Raw genomic sequence first — 19,221 nt, 5'->3', positions numbered from 1 at the left:
CGGATCTCGGCATAGCAGCGCAGGACCACCCGGTCCTGTTCGGCACGCTTGACGGCGCAGGCATCGGCGGCAGCGACGATGTCGGGATTGGCGCGCAGGGGGTTGGTGGGAATCCCCATCGTGCGCTCGGCTTGAGCCAGCAGCAGAACCCCGCCGTCCGAGGTCAACCGCCCGCCGTCGAAGGCAGCCGTGACCTTCTTGCGATGGATCGCTGGAAACGAAATCAGAGGCGCGCCATCGATGTTCTCGGTGGGGGTGGCCGGTGGCATTTTCTGTCCTGTGCAGGGAATGGCTTCGACACCCAATTTCCTATTTCAGAACAGAGCCTTGCGCTACTCCCGCCAACACTTCAGTCTCCGTCGGGTGAATAACAAAGGCTAGAGATTGGAGTGATATTTGAGCCCAGTCTCCCCATTTTATTCAGTATGTTTTAATGCGGGGATGAAGGTCTCTCTCACCCATTGGCCGAAGCTTGTGGTCTCGGTTCAGCCATGTTTCTTCATGCCCTGACCTATCGAACATACGGGTGACGGAAATCGATTGCCTCCCTGCCGGCCACATCGATTGTCCGACCCGTCCCTTCAGTCATGCGGGATGCCGTAATTACATCGGAAATCCAGTATTGACCGCGTTAGTGCAAAAACTCCAATCAGTTCTACCGAGCGTAGACCGGATCATCGCGGTCTCGCGAGGAGCGATGCTTCAGAAGATCATATTGCCCCCCGTCCCTGATGCCGGTGTAACGTTCGACACGGTTGAACCCAGGCACGATCTTGCGGTTTAAAATCCGCCATTCGCCGCTTCTTTTCTCGAAGACGTCGATATAGCGACCTCCGAAGATGAACTCGATCACATCGTCATCCTTGAAGCCCGCAGCCAGAGCATTCTTCTCCCCCAGTAGCGCCGCCCGGCTCGCATGAGTGGGGTGGGACAGGTGAAAGGCCGTCAAGTAACTCTCGACCAAAGCCCGATCTCCCTCGAGTTCGATCAGGATGTTGGAGATGCTATGCTGACTTGCCTCCCACATGTCCGGCATCAGGTTTTCAAACAGATGGGGTATGATCTTGACAGCAGGCCCCTCAGCGGGACCACCATCGAAGCCGCCATCCCCCCAGAAAGTCGTCCGAAACAGCTCAACATCCAGCCTGTCCGCTGCGCGGCAATACCGATGGATGACGTTCGTAATTTGCTGATGGTCCAGCAACAGCTCAATTGCAGCTGATTGACTATCCATTTTTCTTCTCGTGGTACGTTATCGCAAGCGATCGGCACATTCATGCCGCGGTCAGGCCACCATCGACGACCATCATGCTGCCGGTCACGAAGCTGGCTTCATCAGACAGCAGCCAGCGAATGGCGTATGCGATTTCATTCGGCTCTGCCAAGCGGCCCATCGGGGACCCCGCCATCACCATTTCCTCAAGACCTTCGAACGCGTCGAACTGACCCTGCATCATAGCTGTACGCGTCGCGCCTGGAAGAACCGAATTCACGCGGATGCCAAGCTTCGCATAGTCGAGAGCAGCTGCGCGCGTCGCGGACAAAACGCCTCCCTTCGCCGCACAATAATCAGCTCCAGCTGGGAAGGCGGCGACTCCTGCGGTCGACGCGACATTGACGATCGAGCCCCCGCCCCCCTGCAGCATTGCCGGCACCTGCGCCCGAATGGAGAAGAACACGCTGCGCAGATTGAGCGCATAAACGCGTTCCCAGAAGTCCGGATCGATCTCATGCATTAGCCGCCCCTGGAACGGCTTTCCTGCCGCGTTGCAGGAACCGTCAAGCTTGCCGAACGCCTTCACGGCTGCCGCCACCGCAGCATGATGCTGTGCCTCGTCCGCAACGTCCAACTGAACGAACTGCGCCTGGCCGCCCTTCTGGACGATTTCTTCGGCGACCTGTGTACCCTGTTCACTGTTCACATCGGTCACAGTCACAGCAGCGCCTGCCTCTCCGCACAGCAGTGCAACCGATCGGCCAATGCCACTCGCCCCGCCGGTGACCAGGATCGAGCGTCCCTCAAAATTTTGCTTCATTTACCGTTCCTCTCGGCCGGAGCTCACTGCTGTGAACCAGTAAGCCCTAGCGGTTTTTCGTTCGTTCATTTTTTCGTCCACCAACGCGCAGCGTCAGCCTAGGCCATCACACTGTCGGTCAACTTTGTATCCATCAGTTCAGCAAATGAAACTATTTTATCACCCGTGAAGCGAAAGGACCCGGCATAGATACCATTATATCTCTTGCCGCCAACAAGTTCACATTCGCTCTTGAAAAAGGCTAGGAGCAAGTCGCCCTGCTCGGCGCCTCCTGTACCGTGAACTTTCCGTCGCTCACCATCGATGATCTGAACGACCGCACCATATCCAGCATTTCAGCGAGATTCCGCTTCTTCGTTGCAAAAACAGTGCTGCCCAGAAACTCATGCGTGAAGTCCTCCGCCACCAAGCTGGCGAAGATTCCCGTGTCGCCCCTACCGATGGCACTCAGCCAAGTCCTGCACAGCCCGCCTTTTATTGCCTTCCATATTCACCTGGTTTCTCCATATGAGCGTTGTTGGACGCTATTTGCCGGACCGCCTCATCAATCGCCTTGGGATCGATAATCGCCCCGGAAAGGATGTGAGTCCCGATCTCCGATCCCTTTTCCAATACGCATACCGCCAGCTCCTGTCCCGCCTCGTTTGCAAGCTGCTGCAGCCGAATGGCCGCCGACAGTCCTGCGGGCCCACCGCCGACGACAGCGATGTCATAGCGCATCGATTCCCCTTCATTCATTTTTACTCCATCCAATGTCCGGCCCATTTCCCTCTTTCCAATGCGGGCGCCGTGCTACTTCGATACTAGCCACCCCTGCCGACGAAGAATCATGACCGCAGCGTCAACCTCTTGCCGAGAATAGTTGGTGCGGGGCACGCTTCTGCCATCGAGCGAGCCCAAAGGCGTGTCAGCCCTGACCATTGTCATCGGATGTCGTAAAAAACTTCACGACTTCGAACTTCTGAATCTTGCCCGACGCTGTCCGGGGAAAATCGGTCACGAGACGCCAAATCTTGGGCACCTTGTGCCGCGCGATCCGGTTGAGCAGGAACTCGCGCGCTTCATCGATCTCGATTGTCGTTCCCGCATGGCACCGGATGGCCACGGCCACCTCTTCGCCCCACCGCTCGTGCGGCACGCCCACCACCGCGCATTCGGCGATGCCCGGATAATCGCCCAGCCTGTCCTCGATTTCCCGCGGATAGATATTCTCGCCGCCGCGGATGATCATCTCCTTGAGCCGCCCGGTCACGCGGACATAACCCTTGTCATCCACAGTGCCCAGATCGCCGGTGCACAGGAAACCATCCTCATCGAAGGCTGCGGCGGTGGCGGTCGGATTGTCGAAATATCCCCGCGTAATATAGGGGCTGTGGATGCGGATTTCGCCGATCTCATCTATGCCCAATGATGCGCCGGTCGCCACGTCGGAAATCTTGAGTTCGGTAAAGGGATAGGGCTTGCCCACCGTCCCGGCGATGACCTCCACCGGGTCGCCACGCAAGGATTTGCACATCACGCCCCCGGCTTCGGTCTGGCCGAACATGATCTGCACATCGGCATGAAAGCGATCTCGCAAGCGGCGCACGAATTCGGGTGCCACGGTCGTACCGCCGGTCTGGATCACTTCGAGCGACGACAGGTCCGTCTTGTCGAAATCGGCATGTTCCATAAGCGCTATCGCCATTGTCGGCACGCAGGGGAACCAGGCGACCTTCTCCTGTTCGATCAGGCGCAGAACCTCCGCCGGATCGAAAGCGCGTAGCACCACATGGGTGCTGCACCGCGCGATGCAGCCCAGTATCGTCGTGACGGATCCGCCGATATGGAAGAAGGGCATGACGCCCAGCCACGGCAGGCCATCCTCCAGCTTGTACAGTTCCGACCCCAGCAGGGCATTGTTCACTATGCCGCGGTGATGAAGCTTGACGCCCTTGGGAAGCCCGGTCGTCCCGGACGTGTAGAGGATAAGCGCGGTGTCGTCCGGCGTGACATTGACGCTGGGCATATCGTCGGGTGCCTCGGCGATGTGATCGCGCCAGTCGCGGGTAAGCAGCACGGCGCGCAGCAGCGGCAGGAACGGCCGGACTTCGTCGACGATGCCTGTCATCGACACGCCGCGATATTCCTCATCGGTTATCAGGCCCACCGACTGGCTCTGCTTGAGCAGCGATTCCACTTCCGCCGCACGCAGCGCGGGATTAAGCGTCACCAGCACGATACCGGCAAGCGCGGCCGCCATCTCATAAAGGAGCCAGGGCGCGCTGTTGGCGCCCCAGATCGCGACATGCTCGCCCGGCTTGAACTGCGTCAGGAGGAAGCGCGCCAGCCGCTGCGAATCCGCCTGCAATTCCCGGTAGGTCCAGACCAGGGCACCATCCTTTACGGCGATCCTATCGCCGGCGTTCGCGGCGGCGTTGTCCAGAAGCTGACCGATGGTCCAGTCCCGGATCTTCGATCGATCCTGCACCGACGAATGTGCCTCATTCATCTGTTTTCCTCGTCTCTCTTTCGCTCTCAAGCCATACAGGCCGTGATAAGGGGTAGACACTATTTCCTAACCGGCAGGCGGGCCTTGCCCTCAATCCCCGGTATAGCAGCAATCGGGCGATATCCAGACGCCTCGCCACGCGGAAGCGAATTTTATCCTTGTGCAGAGGGAACGGCGTCCAGTCCAGGTCCGCCGCACCACGCCCCCCATCGGTGCTCACGCCGAGCCGCATCAGAGCCCCTGGTCCGGATGCGCGCGATAATAGTCCACCATCTCCCTTATGCCGGCCTGCACTCCATATTCTGCCTTGAACCCGATCTCGTCGATCGCGCGGCTGCCATCGACATTGGGCGGAAAGGCCGACCCAAATGGCGGCTCGGGGCTAAGCGAAATGTCGGCATCGGGTACCACCGCCCGGATCAGTGCGATGAATTCCTCTTCCGAAAAGGGCTTCTCCGTCGGGGTGTTGAACAGCCAGTTGGACAGGTTGGGCGCCAGCGTCGCATCAACGCAGAATTGCGCTTGGTCCTTATTGTAGATGATCTGAAGCCCGTTCTTGGACCAAGCGGGAAAGATGGAGGATCGCCCCGTTGCCGCATTGTAGATGATACGGTTGTAATTGGCGCCCCAACTGCCGGACAATTTCCCCAGGCCAAAGGCGAAGACCGGCCGCACGCACCGAATGTGGAGGCCGCGCGAAAGATAAATGCCGCTCATCAATTCGCAATAATATTTGCTCGCGCCATAGGGCGTGGTGGGAGCGACGCGATAATTTTCATCCACCAGCCGCCCGTCATAATCGGGCATGACGCCAAGCGCGGCGATCGAACTCGACCAGCAGACCCGCTTGACGCCGTGGCGCAGCGCAGCCTCGAAGATATTGGCCGTGCCATAACAGTTCACTTCGAGCGCACGGATCGGGTCGGTCGAGGATTCGGGGCCGAGAAATGCAGCCAGATGCAGCATATGGTCAATGTCGTGAGCACGCACCACTTCGGTGATCTGACCGGCATCGACGATATCGCCCTGCACGAGGAGAGCGGACGGCGCCAGCGCCTGCAACACGGGGGAAGCCGCCGCCTGGTCGAACACGACCACATTGTGGCCGCGACGGCAGAACTCGGCCACGGCATACATCCCGATATTGCCCGTGCCCCCCGTTACCAAGATATTTGCCATCGCATCCTCTTCATTCCGACCCTCGTCCAGCTAGCGCGCCGCGACCACGCTGACGCAGTCTGTAATTGACATCGCATGCCTAGGACCTATAACCTACCTGCATGTCGAGGAGAAGCACAAGGGGATTTAGGTGCACACATTTTGTCCGCGCTTGGGTCGGGGCACGGGGGTCTAAAATGCTTATGGTCACGCCGCCTTCCCGTCGGGCCACCCGCATCTCCTGACGAATCTCCTGCCCTACCTCATTGCTTGGCGCGAATGTCGTCTGATTTGTTCTTCGCCTCGACCTTTAACGGAGCTTGATATGGATTTCGCTTTCAGTCCGCGCGGCCAGGAGTGGTTGGAACGGGTTCAGAAGTTTCTGGAACTGCATGTCTATCCGAACGAAGAGCTCTATGAGGAGCAGCTCGGCGACGAGACCAATGATCCCTGGCGCGTTCCGCCGCTCATGCTGGAACTGCAGCAGAAAGCGCGTGAGGCGGGTCTGTGGAACATGCACATGCATGACACGCGCCATGGGCCGGGGCTGAGCAACCTTGACTATGCGCCGATCGCCGAAGCGCTGGGCCGGGTGCACTGGGCGTCGGAAGTGTTCAACTGCAACGCGCCCGACAGCGGCAATATGGACGTGCTCTCGCTCTATGGCAGCCCGGAGCAGCAGGAAAAATGGCTCAAGCCCATGCTGGCGGGCGAGATCAAGTCGTGCTTCGCCATGACCGAGCCGGCGGTGGCCTCTTCCGACGCGACCAATGTCGAGACCCGGATCGAGCGCGATGGCGACCATTATGTCATCAACGGGCGCAAATGGTGGATCACAAACGCCTATAACCCGCGCACGAAGATTTTTATCGTGATGGGCAAAACCGATCCGACGGCCCCCCCTCACCTCCAGCAGACGCAGATCCTGGTGGAGCCCAGCACGCCCGGCGTCACGCTGGTGCGCTCGCTCCCCATCTTCGGCTATCATGACCGTCCGCACGGCCATGCCGAAATCCTGTTCGAAAATGTCCGGGTGCCCGCCGAAAACGTCATCTTGGGCGAAGGGCGCGGGTTCGAGATCGCGCAGGGGCGCCTCGGGCCGGGCCGCATCCATCACGCGATGCGGATCATCGGCGTGGCCGAACGGCTGCTGGAAAAGCTGTGCACGCGCCTTACCTCTCGCGTCGCGTTCGGCAAGCGCCTGTCCGATGAAAGCGTGTGGAAGGAACGCGTCGCGCGCGCGCGCATCAACATTGAAATGAGCCGCCTGCTCGTGTACAAGACCGCTTGGCTGATGGACACCGTGGGCGTGAAGAACGCTCGCAACGAAATCTCCCAGATTAAGGTCATCGTGCCCGAACTGGCGCAACAGCTCTGTGACGTGGTGCAGCAGGCCTATGGCGCGGCGGGGATGTGCGATGATTTCGGTCTTGGCTACACCTTCGCGCGGCTGCGGGTGATGCGCATCGGCGACGGGCCGGATGAGGTCCACAACCGCGTGATCGCGCGCAATGAGCTCATGAAATATCTTCCGGCCAGGAATGAGGTCGCGACCAATGGCTGATCGGCAGGACCTGCTCACCGGGACGGAAGCGCCTCCCGAACATCTCGCGCTCGACAAGCATAAGCTCGGCGCCTACCTTGCATCGCGCGTCGAGGGGCTGGGTAGCGATTTCCGCGTCGAAAAGTTCAAGGGCGGGCAATCCAATCCCACCTACAAACTGGTCGGCCAGGGCAAGAGCTACGTGTTGCGCCGCAAGCCGCCAGGCCAGCTGCTCGCGTCGGCACATGCAATTGATCGCGAATATCGCGTGACCAAGGCGCTGGCCGACGCGGGCTTCCCCGTCCCACGCCCCGCACTTTATTGCGACGATGAAAGCATCATCGGGTCAGCTTTCTATATTACCGAATTCATCGACGGCCGCGTGTTCTGGAACGCCGATCTGCCGGGCATAGAGAAGGTCGACCGCACGGCCATCTATGATTCGATGAGCGCCTATCTCGCCGACTTACACAAGCTGGACTACAAGGCGGTCGGTCTCGAAGGCTTCGGCAAGGAAACCGGCTTCACCGCGCGCAACCTCAAGCGCTGGTGCAGCAATTACGAACAGTCCAAGCTGGTCGACGTGCCCGATATCGACTGGCTCATGCAGGCGCTGCATGATCGTCTTCCCGAAAGCGAACCCACAGTCATCCTTCACGGCGACTTTGGCCTGTATAACGCCATGGTCCACCGGGCGGAACCGAAGGTCGTGTCAGCGCTGGACTGGGAAATGTCCACGCTCGGCAACCCCTATATCGACCTCGCCCACAATACGCGCGCCTGGTGGGAACCGTTGGGTTTCGCCGAAGGAAGCGCCACGACGCTGCTTGGCCATGATCTAGATGCGCTCGGCATCCCCAGCCTGGATGCCTATGTGGACCGCTATTGCCAGCGGATGGGCATCAGCGCGATTCCGCATCTCGGCTTCTATTTCGGCTTCGTGCAGTTCCGCTACGCGGTGATGATCCAGGGCATACTGAAACGGGCAAGCATAGGCACGGGCGTGAATCGCAACGTGAGGCACACCCAGGACCGCGTCTTCGCCATCGCCGCACTGGCCCGCAAGACCCTTACCGAATCCTGACAAGGTACGATCATGAAACAATATTTCGATTTCAGCGGCAAGGTCGTGCTGGTCACCGGCGGCAGCCGCGGTCTGGGCGCGGCGATTTGCCGGGCGTTCGCGGAACAGGGCGCCAATGTGGTGATCGCCAGCCGCAATGCGGAAAATTGTGAGCAGCTCGCGACCGAGATCGAGGCGACGTTCGGCGTGAAGGCGCTGGGCATCGGCGCGCATCTGGGCCGCTGGGACGACATCGACCGGATGGTGGATGCGGCCTATGCGCATTTCGGCAAGGTCGACATTCTGGTCAACAATGCCGGCATGTCGCCGATTTCCGACAGTTCCCTCGCGACGCCAGAAGCCTTGTTCGACAAGGTGATCGGCGTGAACTTCAAGGGTCCGTTCCGGGCCACGTCGCTGGTGGCGAGCCGCATGGTCGAGGGCGACGGCGGCAGCATCATCAACATTTCCTCGATCGGGTCGATCCGGCCGCAGCCCGAATATGCCCCCTATTCCGGCGCGAAGGCGGCGCTCAATGCGCTGACGATCGCCCACGCGTTCGAATATGCGCCCAAGGTGCGCGTCAACGCCATCCTTCCCGGCAGCTTCAGAACCGACATCGCCAAGGCCTGGTCGCCGGAAAAGGAAAAGAACATCAAGTCGGCGATCAAGCGCTATGGTGAGCCTGAAGAAATCGTCTCGACGGTCATGTATCTGGCCTCGGAACATTCCAGCTTCACGACCGGCGCGATGATCCAGGTCGACGGCGGACGGCCCTAAAGTCCGCTCCGCCGCCACCTCTGCACCTGCTGCTTGCGAGTCCACATCTCCACTGATCCTGCTTTTAGACGCAGACCGGCTCCCTGCGCAGTCGAGCTTGTCATAAATCAGCTCGCTCTCCAGCTGCGGATTTGGTTGTGACGGGGCAGGGAGTGCCCTCCGGCCGCGAGGCCGGAAGGCCGGAAGGAACCGTGTCGATATTCGCGAAGGCGCGATTACAGGAGTACGGGCGCAAGCTCCGTCAGGCTCTCCAGGTCAGCGTCCGCATTATATTCCGACCCCGCCACCTCACCGCGCGAAGCGCGGATCGGATTGAGCACGACGCGGGTGGCCCCTGCCGCCGCATATTCGTCGACGCGCTGCTTGATCTTGGCGGCGTCGCCCCATGCCACGATGGCGTCGATCAGCCGGTCGCTGCCGTCATTCTCGAAGTCTTCGGGGCCAAAGCCGATCTTGGTGTAGGCGGCACGATAATAGTCGATCTTGAGATAAGCCGACAAGAACTCTCGGCCAATAGCGCGAGCCGCCGCCGGATCTGAATTGAGCACGCAGGGGAAATTGGCAGTCACCTCAAGGGTTGGCCTGACATTCTCGGCGGCGGTGCGAACGCTGTCCACCGGCAGAATCCAGGTGACGATGCCATTTGCATACTCGCGCGCCAGCTTCTGCAGTCCCGGCGCATGGGCCGCGATGTGAAGCGGGGCAAGCTGCTCGGGCGCAGGATGGAACAGCTGCGTCTTCGCCATCGCGCCCAGATATTCCGACATCTTCTGGACCGGCGGCTTCCAAGAGCCGCCGCGCATCTGCACGATCGTCTCGTTGGACGCGCCCAGTCCCATGATGAATCGACCGGGATAATATTCGGACAGCGTCTCGCGCGCCTGCACGGTGGCCATGGCATCGCGGCTGTAGACCGTAGCGACGCCGGTGCCGACTTTCAGCTTTTCCGTCTTGCTAAGAATGAAGGATGCCGTGAGAAAGGGATCTCGGCTGAAGGAATCCAGCAGCCAGACGCTTTCGAAACCCAGACTTTCGACAAAATTTGCCGTTTCCGCCAGAGCCTTGCCCGGCAGGTTGTAGGCATGCTGGTCCAGAAGGACCCCGATCTGCGGCATCGATAATCTCCTTGTTCAAAAATGTGCGCCGTGGGTGCTCACAACTCTCGCAGCCGATGCTGCTCGGCATGACCTATATCGCCTAGGACCTATCACCTACGAAATAGCGCGTCTTAACGGCAAATGAAATAATCTTCTCACGTGAAAAGCGGGTAAGAGATGGCGCTGGAACATTCGGGCATGCAGATGCTTGGAGCGGCACCCACCGCAGCCGGATCTTGTTGATCAGTACGGAAGCAGGCTTGGCCGGTCGGATGACCGAAAACTGCCTCTCGATCGAAAAAAACTCACGGTGCCGAGTGGCGCCGTGAGATCTTGCAATTGTCAGGCCATCCCACCTTTATCGAGCATCAGAATGCGTATTCCAGACGCATACCGTAGGTGCGCGGCCTCGCAGCATTATGATACACGCCGAACGTCGTGTCGGTCTGGATGAAGTTCACATATTTCTTGTTGAACACATTATTTGCGTAAAAGCCGATGCGAAGCTTTTCACCCGGAGGGCTGATATAGCCTGAGGCGTTGACGAGGAAGCGCTCACCGTCCCGGTCAGCCATCAACTCGCCGCCCGCGCCCGGCGTATAATATACGGATGAGCGATATTGAGCGATGCCTGACAGCGATCCCGTCCAAGAGCCGATCGGGAATTCATAGCTCGCGTTGAACGATCCCGACCAATCCGGAGCCTGCGGCGGAGGCGTGCCGGTCAGATCGGTGAAGCACCGGCTCATGGTCGGAATGGTGTTCGGATCGAAACAGGCGATCGCGGCATTGGTATAGGGCTTGAACCGGGCATGCTGCCAGGCGCCACTAAGTCCAAGGGTCAGACCCTCAACAGGGAAGGCCTGCGCTTCGACTTCGATACCGTAATTTTCCAGCGCGCCTGCATTGGCCGTCTTGGTCCCGCCTGACTGAAGGTCAATAGTCTGTGTTTGCAGGCCCTTGTTCTTGAAGTAGAAAGCGGCTGCATTCAGGCGGAGCCGGTTGTTGAACAGGGCCTGTTTGACGCCCACTTCGTGGCTGAAGATCTTCTCCGGCTGTACGGGAGCGATCGGCCCGAAGATCGGTCCGGGGAATCCGCCCGCCTTGAAGCCACGCGTATAGCTGTAATAGAGGTTGGTTGGGCCCTTGTTCCATGCCAGGACAAAGCGCGGCGTGAATGCCCGCTGCGCCACGTTCAATGTGGAGATCGGGAAACCGAACACTACAGCATCGGCAGACCGCTCTTCATAGGTGTAACGTCCGCCGACAGTGGCCTTGATATTCTCGGCCAACTGGAAATAACCTTCAGCGAAGGCAGCGAAAGACCTTGTCTTCGCGGTATTATCCGCCCCAAGGGCGGTGTCGACGGTGAAGCCAGTACCGCCCAGCCCTAAGGCCGGATCGCCGATGAAGCGGGTATTGAAAATGCCTTTGTCGTCCAGATAGCTCAAGCCGAAAATATAGTTGAACATGCCGTCGAGCTTCGATGTGACCTGAAGATCCTGAGTATAAGATCTGCCGCCCGACTTTGGTACCCCGAATTCGAAACCTGGGACCGATGTCAGGTCGGCGTCGCCGGCGCTGTCAGTTGTTTTCTGCTTGCGATAGGTTGTCGTGCTCCCCAACTCGAACGTGTCGAAGTCAAACGTCATCTTGAGCGTGGCGCCGTAGAACTTGGTCCTGACGGGTTGCAGGCTGACAACGCTCTCAGTAACGAACAGGTCGGCGGCATTGGGTCCGACCGAGCCCGGAAAGAGGACACAGGCGAGGCAGCTCGAATCGTTACGATGCAGCGACTGGAGCGGGCCAAGGCGATAGGCCGTGTCATAATATTCGCCGCCCACGATGATGTCGGCATTGCCCGGCTGCCAGCGCAGCTTCGCTCGAGCGCTGTAGGTGCGCCCGCCGCCAGCCTTGCCGCCGGTGATCAGGTTGCGGACATAGCCATCATCATGCTTGTAGGTCGCGCTCGCCCGTAAGGAAAGATCTTGTCCGAGTGGCAGGTTGATCATACCATTAAGCTGCTGGTGATCGAAGTTGCCATATTCGGCACGCACACGACCTTCGAACTTATCCGTGGGGTCGGCGCTGTTGATGATGATGACGCCACCCGTCGCGTTACGACCGTAGAGGGTACCCTGTGGGCCGCGCAGCACCTGGATGCTGCCGATATCGAAATTGTCGACAATCTCGTTAACGGTAAGCGTTCGCGTGAGATACGCGCCGTCTTCATAGATGGCGACCGGCGACTCCAGCCCTACTGATACGAAATCCACGCCAATGCCGCGAATGCGGGGCGTGAAGAAGCCATTGGTCGTGGTGAAGCTCGCTCCAGGCGTAATTGACGCGATATCTTTGATTTCGGTGATGCCCAGGCTCTGGATGGCCTCTGCAGTCACCGCGGTGACTGCGATCGGCGTCTGCTGAATGCTTTCAGACCTGCGCTGGGCGGTGACGACGATTTCCGCCGGCACCTCAGAACCGCCGCCCGACGCCTGCGGCGCACTTGCAGAGGTTTGGGCATAGCTGGTGGATGCAAGCAGCGCGCTCAGCGCGACCGCCACAGGTCCAATCTTTCTCATCAATTCCCCTCCCATGTTACGATGCTTTGGCCTCAAACATACCCTCGGCCCCATCTAGTATAGAGGACCTATGCACTATCACACTTGCGATTTGGCCGCAAGGGAAACTAAGAAGCCGCCCAAATTCGTCGGATCCAGTTGTATAGATACCTCGACACATGGTGGAGCCGGCTGCTCGGCGGACAGCGTCGAGCCGACCTGGCTTGAGGTAGGTATCTGAGTACTATTCCCTTGAAGCAATTCCGTCGCACGCCCGCATGACAGGGGCATTTTGCCGCGACATGATCAGCGACGGAGCGATGGCGGCATGAAGCCCCCCGTTTCGATCAGAGCGGCTCCCCATCGATCAACAGCGCATTTCAGCAAAGGAAGAACATCATGAAGATTGGCGTGATCGGCGCAGGCAATATCGGCACCAGTGTTGCGAAGAACCTGATCGCAGCCGGCCATGAGGTGCTGGTCGCCGACGCGCAGGGCGTGGACGCTATTCGCGACAAGGTGGCACAGGCCGGCGCGACCGCCGTGGCATCGATGGGGTGATAAAGGGCGTTGATGCACTGATAGTCTCCGTGCCGAGCATTGCGATTCCCGAGCTGGCGCCACAACTAGCGAAAGTCTCGCCTGACGTCACCATCGTCGACACGTCCAACTATACCCCTTCCGCGAAAATGCGATCGAGGAACTGCAGAATGGCAAGCCGGAAAGCCAATGGGTCAGCGAGCAGTTCCGCCGTCCAGTGGTGAAGGCGTTCAACGCCGCTCCGGCATATACCCAGGCAAAGAGGGGCAAGCCTAGCGGGACACTCGGCCGGATCGCCCTGCCCGTCGCGGGCGACGATGCACGTGGCAAGACGATCGCCATGCAGCTGGTCGATGACGCCGGCTTCGATCCGGTCGATGCGGGCCGCCTCGCAGATTCATGGCGCCAGCAGCCGGGCACGCCCGCTTATTGCACCGAACTCACCCGGGACGAGTTGCAAAAAGCGCTGGCTCAGGCTGACAAGGACATGGCGCCCCAGCAGCGTGAGACGCTGATCAAATATTTCTTCGAATCAGGCGCCACATTGAGCCATGACGACGTTATCGCGAAGAATCTCGCAGGCACCGCGCCCAAATAGGCCATAGCGTGCGACGGAGCGGCAGCTGACATGGGCTTGCCGCCGCCCCTTCCGCTTTTCTAGATGCGCCTAGAGCCAAGTGCGGTACGAGCCTACAGATTTCGACCCGACACCGTGGGTTCGATAATTGCTCCAACTCCTTGACGCCGCACCTCTCGAGGCTCAGGAGCTGCTAAGGCCGAATCATCCCGGGCTCTATCTCTTGTCGAAAGCCATCCAGAGCTGCCGCAAACCATAGGGCGTATAGCCTTCCAGTGGCCGACAACTATCTTCGCCCCGACTCAAGCGGAAATTGGTGAAGCGCTGCGTCAGGGCTTGGAAGCCGAGCCGCAGCTCGCCCCGTGCCAGCTGATTGCCGATGCACATATGGATGCCCGCGCCGAAAGCGAGATGGCTGTTGGCGTTCTTGCGATGCAGGTCCACTTCGGCAGGGCAGCCAAATTGGGCGGGGTCGCGATTGGCCGCGCCAAAGCGCATTTCGACGATCGAATCGGCCGGGATGGTCACGTCCCCAAATTGCACGTCTGCCAGAGCCTTGCGCCACAGGCACTGCAAGGGCGAGGCCGTCCGCAGCGCCTCTTCGCCCATCGCCTTTGCAAGGGATGGATCGTCATGCAAGGCTTCGGCCAGTTCGGGCCGCTCGATCATCAGCCGCATGCCTGACGCCAGCGTGGTCGTCGTGGTCTCGTTGCCCGCCACCAGTATCTGGAGGATCAGGCTCTGCAACTCTTGATTGGTGAGCTGCCGTCCATCAGTATCCAGATTGACGAGGCGGCTGAGCAACATGCCGTTGGGAGCCGCGCGGACCCTTTCGATCTCGTGGGCCATATAGCGCTGCATCTCGATCAGGACGGCGGCGAGCTCCAATTGCCGCTCGGGCGTCACCGGGCCGGTCGTCTCCACCCCCGCGTCCGACCACCGCTTGAAGATCACGCGATCCTCACGCCGCACGCCGAGCTGCTCAGCAATCACATACATGGGCAGCGGCACGGCAAATTCTTCGACGAAGTCGATTTCCTCCCGATCGGCGAAACCGTCAATCAATTCCGCGATGATCGCCATGATCCGCGGCTCTAGCGCCGCCACCTTGGCGGGCGTGAAAACCTTGTCCACCAGGGTACGGTATATGCGATGGTCGGGTGGATCATTGGACACCAGCGTGTCCATCGGCAGCCAGCCTTCCTTTGCAAACATCTGGTTGGCTTCGGGGCTCCAGCGGTCGCCCAGGAAAGGCGTTCGATTGCTGAGGACCGCTGGGCTCAGCAAGGCCTTGCGGACATCGTCATATCGGGTGAGCACATAATGACCTGTTTCAGGGTCATGGAAAACCGGCTGCTCCTCCCGAAGCCTGTCATAAAACGGGAAGGGGCATTTCTGGATCTCGGGATCCGCAAAGCTAGGCAACGATGTCATGGGGCCTCTCCTGGTCTCACCATCGGCAAGCGTGGTGTCGACGCCCAACCGTGTGCCTGCAAGTTACGCTTGCGGCGCCTCAGAGTCAAAGAAAAAGAATGATCGTTCATTCTTACTTATATGGCATTGGCCGCGCCGAAGGTGTAGGGACAGAAGATGATGGCAAAAACGGAAGCAGCAGCATCGCGCCAGGAACAGCGTGTCGAAAGGCGGCAGGCACAAATTCTGGACGCAGCCCGGGCCTGTGTCCGCGCCGATGGATTTCATGCGGCGAGCATGAGCCGCATTGCCGCCGAGGCAGGGATGAGCGTCGGACATATCTACCAATATTTTGAAAACAAGGAGGCGATCATGGTGGCGCTCAGCGAGCGGGACTTTGAAGACTTCATGTTCCACGTCACCGAACTGGGCCATCATGAACAGCTGGATGTTCCTGGCATCATAGCGGCCTTTCAGGACCGGATCATGTGGCTGCTCGACCATGATCGGGCCGCGCTGGCGCTGGAGGTGCTCGCAGAGTCGGCGCGCAACGCCAAATTCGCCTCCCTCGTCCTGCGCGTCGACAGGGAGTTTCGTCATGAGGCGCGCAAGATCGTCCGAACGGCGGTGAAAGGCCTGCTCCCCGCAGAGGCCGATGCGCGGGTCGAGATGTTGCTGGTGGTCGTCCGCGCACTGCTGATACACGCGGGCACACATCCTGTCAGTGATCGAAAGCTGCTTGCCGACGGATTTGGATTGGCTCTGCGGGGCCTGTTGGGGCCCTAGCGGGAACGAGGTTTGGCGCGCCCGCGCCGCCATAGCGCTTGGCATGTTTGCCGGGTTACCATGAAAGGAAGGAGAGAGTGATGACCATCGACGAGCGCGTCCGCCGCATCGAGGATGTGCAGGAGATCGTACGGCTAAAGACCCGCTATACCGAATTGGCTGATAGCAGTCGCGACAAACCGCACAAAGGCGAGGAAATCAGCAGGCTTTTCACCGGGGACGCCGTGTTTCACATCGTTGCCACCGACTCTCCCCCGCTTGTGGGATCAGCGGCCATTCGGGAACGGTTCGACGACGACACGCTCTACCCCTATTCCTATCATCTGCTTGGAAATCCTCATATCGAAGTCCAAGGCGATCAAGCCACGGGACGCTGGCACGTCGCAGTTGTCTTCAATCGCCGCAATCTGGGATCGATGTGGACCACCGCCTTCTATGAAAACCTGTTCGTCCGCACGGGGGAAGGCTGGCGCATCAAAAGCCTGAAATGCTCGGCTTCGGCCGTTGCGCCCTTCGGCCAAGGCTGGTGAAGGGGCGCGCGGTTCCTTTTATCCCCGAGCCCACAACGAACGTAGCATCGACCTTTCGACGCCGTGAAAGGGGAGGGACGCTAGTTGACGGATTGGCCAGATCGGGTCTAGATGCTAAATACCAAAAATATAGGGATCATCAGTTTGAGTGCGGAATCTACCCCTGACCGGATTTTGGCGACGGCCCTCCGGCTTTTCAACAGCAACGGGGTCGACAGGGTTGCGATCTACAAGATCGCCTCTGACTTGGGAATCAGCCCGGGGAACCTCACCTATCACTTCGCGAAGAAACAGGACATCATCTATTCGCTCATAGATCGTCTCGAGATCGAGGCGGCTGAGGTGCTGACAACCCCCCGAAATCCCGGCGCGAAGCATCTCGCGGGATATATGGTGAACCTTTTTAGCCTGATGTGGCGCTATCACTTCTTTTTTGAATCCCTCACCTATTTTACCGCAACCGATCCGCATCTGGCCGAAAGTTACCGCCGCATCATGCACACGGCAATCGGCGGATCGGTCCAGCGTATTGAGAACGCGATCGCCTGCGGCGACATCGAGCCCATGAAGGCGCCAAACAGCCCCAAGATTCTCGGTGAGAATATGTGGGCTGTGTGGGTCAACCGCCTGGGCGCGGCGCGGTCCAGCCTGGATGAGACCTCCGATGGCGTGGCGGCAATCTATGACTGCTGCGTCCATCACATCAGTCTGATTCAGCCTTATGCTAGCAACTCCTATGTCGCACGACTCCACGAAGCGGTGAAGGATCTGTTGGACGTCGACCAGGATAGCGTCGCGAGGCAGGCAACGGGCTGACCCAGCGTCAGTCCCTATCGCTGATGCTCACTGCCGCCAGACCTCCTGGATTGCGAACTCCATTGAGCGCGGCGCCTCGGCGTCCGCGTCGCCGTGCCCTTCCACGGAATAAGCCCGATCCGGTCGGCTTCCTATTGAATTATAGGCGACTCATTGAACGGGCTCGCTGATGTGTGTAGTCACTATATCCTACACTTGGAGATGTGATATGTCCCTCACCGACGCGCAGCTGGCCGAATTGTACGACACAAAATTACTGAACGACAATCTGACGACATATTGTCGGGCTGCTGACCGGATGGACATTGAGGGCATTCGCGACACCTATTGGCCGGATTCGACCGACGATCATGGCGGCTATATCGGCTCCGGACCGGGCTGGGCCGACGCGGTAAGCCAGTGGCGGGACAAGATCTTTTCCTGCAGCCATCATGTCAGCAATGTTCTGTCGGAGATCGACGGCGATCGCGCGAAGCGGGAAAGCATGTTCTTGTGCGTGGTCGCGTTCAAGGAACCGGAGGTGAACTTCTTTCATGCGGGCCGTTACCGTGATCTTTGCGAAAAGCGGGACGGCGTATGGAAAGTCCTTCGCCGCACCTGCATCTGGGACTGGTGCGATGCCAGGGAATTCACCACGAACTGGGGGCTGACCGGCGTTCCCGAGACGTCGAATTGGGGAGCCCGTTACCCGGACGATCCCATCTATAAGGATTGGTATGCAAGCCCGCCCATGGCGCGGCCGCCGCATCATGATCCAGTGGTATAGATCAGGCAGCGCGCGGCCATCCAGCACGCGCGTGTCTGAAGTCCGATATCATTGAAAGCTGTCGGCGGGGTAGTTACTTCCCCCGCTGCTCTTAGCCAACGCTATTGCTGATCAATCAATCACACCCTTCGGATTGCCACGAGACTCGACTCAGATAAGCCCGCTTCCCGTGATTTCCTCGGTTAGCGTCTGCCGCGATCTGCCGCGATCGGCGAAGTTCGCTTCGTCCTTCGTCACAAGCTGAGTGAATTCGGGATCTGATGATATTCGCAAGATCTCCTGCAAAGCGGCCTCATCCTTGATGGTATAGATGGACACCGCGTCATAATCGACGCCGCCATCATCCAGCGGCGCTTGGTCAGCGTCGGGACGGCCGGCATAGAGGTTGACGGCATTCTTCGGATAGTAGCGTTTGAAGTCAGTCATGTAAGGCCCCACCCATCTCGCCACCATGGGTATGTGGACATTTTCGTAATGCGCCCGGAAGTCCTCGAAGGAAATGCCTTCCTTCCGTTTCATGAACATCATCAGCTTGTGCATCAACGCATCCTCTTCTTATCGGGGGAAGTGTAGGCCGGCAGCCGGACCGGACTACCGCACATCTTCTTCCTACCCCAGGGGGTTTGAAGCGCCCCGGCTTTTCACTTTGCGCATCAATCCCTTGTCACGCACGTCCACAAAGCGACCAAGCTCGACCTTTTCGTCTTCGATCGTGAGGCACTCACCTGGCCAAAGCGATGTTCGACCGTCGCCACATCAAATCGCGCACGTCCTCGGCGGTCATCGTGTCGATCAAACTCACAGGAATCTGGGCTGTCTTGCCCACTGAACTTCAAGAAAAGACACCTATTTTGCTTAAAGCTTTCCGGTCAGCTCCGGCACCACCTTGAACAGGTCGCCGACCAGGCCGATGTCCGCCACCTGGAAGATCGGCGCATCCTCATCCTTGTTGATGGCGACGATAGTCTTTGAGTCCTTCATGCCCGCCAGATGCTGGATCGCGCCGGAAATGCCGACCGCGATATAGACTTCCGGCGCCACGATCTTGCCGGTCTGGCCAACCT

The 19,221-nt window shown here is 59.3% G+C and carries 18 protein-coding genes and 2 pseudogenes; 9 read left to right on the top strand and 11 right to left on the bottom strand.

Annotation, left to right across the window (positions count from 1 at the left end; genetic code table 11):
- The 6 genes and pseudogenes from ACFO3E_RS10225 to ACFO3E_RS10200 form a co-directional block, all read right to left on the bottom strand.
- A pseudogene (locus ACFO3E_RS10225) lies at positions 1-269 on the bottom strand (hypothetical protein); the annotation flags it as partial.
- Between the two features lie 386 nt (positions 270-655).
- Positions 656-1,234: a nuclear transport factor 2 family protein gene (locus ACFO3E_RS10220; RefSeq protein WP_380804418.1), complete on the bottom strand. Its 579-nt coding sequence runs from the start codon at positions 1,232-1,234 to the stop codon at positions 656-658.
- A 40-nt stretch (positions 1,235-1,274) separates the two neighbouring features.
- On the bottom strand, positions 1,275-2,036 hold the full coding sequence (locus ACFO3E_RS10215; protein WP_380804415.1) for an SDR family NAD(P)-dependent oxidoreductase: 762 nt from the start codon (positions 2,034-2,036) through the stop codon (positions 1,275-1,277).
- Between the two features lie 534 nt (positions 2,037-2,570).
- Positions 2,571-2,774, bottom strand: a pseudogene (locus ACFO3E_RS10210) (FAD-dependent oxidoreductase); the annotation flags it as partial.
- A 169-nt stretch (positions 2,775-2,943) separates the two neighbouring features.
- Positions 2,944-4,527 (bottom strand): class I adenylate-forming enzyme family protein, encoded by a 1,584-nt coding sequence (locus ACFO3E_RS10205; protein ID WP_380804412.1) that lies wholly within the window; start codon positions 4,525-4,527, stop codon positions 2,944-2,946.
- A 231-nt stretch (positions 4,528-4,758) separates the two neighbouring features.
- Positions 4,759-5,706, bottom strand: a complete 948-nt coding sequence (locus ACFO3E_RS10200; protein WP_380804409.1) for an NAD-dependent epimerase/dehydratase family protein — start codon at positions 5,704-5,706, stop codon at positions 4,759-4,761.
- A 304-nt stretch (positions 5,707-6,010) separates the two neighbouring features.
- Here ACFO3E_RS10200 and ACFO3E_RS10195 point away from each other — a divergent pair, with 304 nt between their 5' ends.
- The 3 genes from ACFO3E_RS10195 to ACFO3E_RS10185 are packed head-to-tail and all read left to right on the top strand — an operon-like array spanning position 6,011 to position 9,071.
- Positions 6,011-7,249, top strand: coding sequence for an acyl-CoA dehydrogenase family protein (locus ACFO3E_RS10195; RefSeq protein ID WP_380804406.1), 1,239 nt, complete (start codon positions 6,011-6,013; stop codon positions 7,247-7,249).
- On the top strand, positions 7,242-8,312 hold the full coding sequence (locus tag ACFO3E_RS10190) for a phosphotransferase family protein (protein ID WP_380804403.1): 1,071 nt from the start codon (positions 7,242-7,244) through the stop codon (positions 8,310-8,312). The genes ACFO3E_RS10195 and ACFO3E_RS10190 overlap by 8 nt, the downstream gene beginning before the upstream one ends.
- 12 nt (positions 8,313-8,324) lie before the next feature.
- Positions 8,325-9,071: an SDR family NAD(P)-dependent oxidoreductase gene (locus ACFO3E_RS10185; RefSeq protein WP_340268095.1), complete on the top strand. Its 747-nt coding sequence runs from the start codon at positions 8,325-8,327 to the stop codon at positions 9,069-9,071.
- A 215-nt stretch (positions 9,072-9,286) separates the two neighbouring features.
- On the opposite strand, the gene ACFO3E_RS10180 is transcribed toward ACFO3E_RS10185, so the two are convergent.
- Entirely contained in the window at positions 9,287-10,186 is a 900-nt protein-coding gene (locus tag ACFO3E_RS10180) for an LLM class flavin-dependent oxidoreductase (protein ID WP_380804399.1), read from the bottom strand.
- 350 nt (positions 10,187-10,536) lie between these two features.
- Positions 10,537-12,750, bottom strand: coding sequence for a TonB-dependent receptor (locus ACFO3E_RS10175; protein WP_380804396.1), 2,214 nt, complete (start codon positions 12,748-12,750; stop codon positions 10,537-10,539).
- A gap of 378 nt (positions 12,751-13,128) precedes the next feature.
- On the opposite strand from ACFO3E_RS10175, the gene ACFO3E_RS10170 reads away from it, so the two are divergent.
- Both ACFO3E_RS10170 and ACFO3E_RS10165 read left to right on the top strand, forming a co-directional pair.
- A complete protein-coding gene (locus ACFO3E_RS10170) occupies positions 13,129-13,290 on the top strand; it encodes an NAD(P)-binding domain-containing protein (RefSeq protein ID WP_380804393.1) in 162 nt (53 codons plus the stop codon).
- A gap of 196 nt (positions 13,291-13,486) precedes the next feature.
- Positions 13,487-13,867 carry an NADPH-dependent F420 reductase gene (locus ACFO3E_RS10165; RefSeq protein ID WP_380804391.1) on the top strand — a complete coding sequence of 127 codons (381 nt, stop codon included), beginning with the start codon at positions 13,487-13,489 and terminating at the stop codon, positions 13,865-13,867.
- A gap of 195 nt (positions 13,868-14,062) precedes the next feature.
- On the opposite strand, the gene ACFO3E_RS10160 is transcribed toward ACFO3E_RS10165, so the two are convergent.
- Positions 14,063-15,280: a cytochrome P450 gene (locus ACFO3E_RS10160; RefSeq protein WP_380804389.1), complete on the bottom strand. Its 1,218-nt coding sequence runs from the start codon at positions 15,278-15,280 to the stop codon at positions 14,063-14,065.
- Between the two features lie 156 nt (positions 15,281-15,436).
- Between ACFO3E_RS10160 and ACFO3E_RS10155 the strand changes: the two genes are divergently transcribed.
- From ACFO3E_RS10155 to ACFO3E_RS10140, 4 genes are all read left to right on the top strand, one after another.
- The gene (locus tag ACFO3E_RS10155) at positions 15,437-16,045 is read left to right on the top strand and encodes a TetR/AcrR family transcriptional regulator (RefSeq protein WP_380804387.1); all 609 of its coding nucleotides are present in this window, start codon (positions 15,437-15,439) and stop codon (positions 16,043-16,045) included.
- An 80-nt stretch (positions 16,046-16,125) separates the two neighbouring features.
- Positions 16,126-16,575: a nuclear transport factor 2 family protein gene (locus tag ACFO3E_RS10150; protein WP_380804384.1), complete on the top strand. Its 450-nt coding sequence runs from the start codon at positions 16,126-16,128 to the stop codon at positions 16,573-16,575.
- Between the two features lie 144 nt (positions 16,576-16,719).
- The gene (locus ACFO3E_RS10145; protein ID WP_380804382.1) at positions 16,720-17,391 is read left to right on the top strand and encodes a TetR/AcrR family transcriptional regulator; all 672 of its coding nucleotides are present in this window, start codon (positions 16,720-16,722) and stop codon (positions 17,389-17,391) included.
- A gap of 208 nt (positions 17,392-17,599) precedes the next feature.
- Positions 17,600-18,157 carry a nuclear transport factor 2 family protein gene (locus ACFO3E_RS10140; RefSeq protein ID WP_380804379.1) on the top strand — a complete coding sequence of 186 codons (558 nt, stop codon included), beginning with the start codon at positions 17,600-17,602 and terminating at the stop codon, positions 18,155-18,157.
- A gap of 150 nt (positions 18,158-18,307) precedes the next feature.
- On the opposite strand, the gene ACFO3E_RS10135 is transcribed toward ACFO3E_RS10140, so the two are convergent.
- A complete protein-coding gene (locus tag ACFO3E_RS10135) occupies positions 18,308-18,697 on the bottom strand; it encodes an EthD domain-containing protein (RefSeq protein ID WP_380804376.1) in 390 nt (129 codons plus the stop codon).
- Between the two features lie 315 nt (positions 18,698-19,012).
- Positions 19,013-19,221, bottom strand: a 209-nt coding sequence (locus ACFO3E_RS10130; RefSeq protein WP_380804374.1) for an electron transfer flavoprotein subunit alpha/FixB family protein, incomplete at its 5' end; no start/stop codon positions are given.

This window comes from Sphingobium tyrosinilyticum, from assembly GCF_042654265.1.
In the GTDB taxonomy this organism is placed as follows: Bacteria; Pseudomonadota; Alphaproteobacteria; order Sphingomonadales; family Sphingomonadaceae; genus Sphingobium; species Sphingobium tyrosinilyticum.
The sequence above is the reverse complement of the archived record's forward strand: the minus strand, read 5'-3'. Positions and strand labels throughout refer to the sequence as shown.